The sequence below is a fragment of the Agrilactobacillus fermenti genome (genome assembly GCF_021030645.1).
GTDB lineage: Bacteria > Bacillota > Bacilli > Lactobacillales > Lactobacillaceae > Agrilactobacillus > Agrilactobacillus fermenti.
Genome location: NZ_JACGCJ010000062.1, coordinates 1 through 1,626, shown reverse-complemented (window position 1 = coordinate 1,626; position 1,626 = coordinate 1). Strand labels below are relative to the sequence as shown.

The following is a 1,626-nucleotide window of genomic DNA, read 5'->3' as shown; positions in this document are numbered from 1 at the left end:
CTTTCCGTAATTTTTCCTTAGAAAGGAGGTGATCCAGCCGCAGGTTCTCCTACGGCTACCTTGTTACGACTTCACCCTAATCATCTGTCCCGCCTTAGACGGCTGGCTCCTAAAAGGTTACCCGACCGGCTTTGGGTGTTACAGACTCTCATGGTGTGACGGGCGGTGTGTACAAGGCCCGGGAACGTATTCACCGCGGCGTGCTGATCCGCGATTACTAGCGATTCCAGCTTCATGCAGGCGAGTTGCAGCCTGCAATCCGAACTGAGAATGGTTTTAAGAGATTAGCATGACCTCGCGGTCTAGCAACTCGTTGTACCATCCATTGTAGCACGTGTGTAGCCCAGGTCATAAGGGGCATGATGATTTGACGTCATCCCCACCTTCCTCCGGTTTGTCACCGGCAGTCTGACTAGAGTGCCCAACTGAATGCTGGCAACTAATCATAAGGGTTGCGCTCGTTGCGGGACTTAACCCAACATCTCACGACACGAGCTGACGACAACCATGCACCACCTGTCACTTTGTCCCCGAAGGGAACATCTGATCTCTCAGACTGACAAAGGATGTCAAGACCTGGTAAGGTTCTTCGCGTTGCTTCGAATTAAACCACATGCTCCACCGCTTGTGCGGGCCCCCGTCAATTCCTTTGAGTTTCAACCTTGCGGTCGTACTCCCCAGGCGGAATGCTTAATGCGTTAGCTGCAGCACTGAAGGGCGGAAACCCTCCAACACTTAGCATTCATCGTTTACGGCGTGGACTACCAGGGTATCTAATCCTGTTTGCTACCCACGCTTTCGAGCCTCAGCGTCAGTTACAGACCAGAGAGCCGCCTTCGCCACTGGTGTTCTTCCATATATCTACGCATTTCACCGCTACACATGGAGTTCCACTCTCCTCTTCTGCACTCAAGTCTCCCAGTTTCCGATGCACTTCTTCGGTTGAGCCGAAGGCTTTCACATCAGACTTAAAAGACCGCCTGCGCTCGCTTTACGCCCAATAAATCCGGACAACGCTTGCCACCTACGTATTACCGCGGCTGCTGGCACGTAGTTAGCCGTGGCTTTCTGATCGAATACCGTCACAGGGTAAACAGTTACTCTTACCCTCGTTCTTCTTCGATAACAGAGTTTTACGAGCCGAAACCCTTCTTCACTCACGCGGCGTTGCTCCATCAGACTTTCGTCCATTGTGGAAGATTCCCTACTGCTGCCTCCCGTAGGAGTTTGGGCCGTGTCTCAGTCCCAATGTGGCCGATCACCCTCTCAGGTCGGCTACGTATCATTGCTTTGGTGAGCCGTTACCTCACCAACTGGCTAATACGCCGCGGGCCCATCCTAGAGTGATAGCCGAAACCATCTTTCAAACCAGAAACAATCGTTTCTGGTTGTTATGCGGTATTAGCATCTGTTTCCAAATGTTATCCCCCGCTCTAGGGTAGGTTGCCCACGTGTTACTCACCCGTCCGCCACTCGAAACTTCAGTTGAGTGCAAGCACTCGGTAGAAGTTTCTCGTTCGACTTGCATGTATTAGGCACGCCGCCAGCGTTCGTCCTGAGCCAGGATCAAACTCTCAACTAAAGTTCAAGTTTGTGACTCATTATTATTTGTTGCTAGCGAATTGA

1 rRNA gene is annotated in these 1,626 nt (G+C 51.7%); it reads right to left on the bottom strand.

From position 1 onward, the window contains the following. Window positions 1-21: 21 nt before the first annotated feature. Window positions 22-1,582 (bottom strand): 16S ribosomal RNA (locus FHQ08_RS12595). Window positions 1,583-1,626 lie beyond the last annotated feature (44 nt).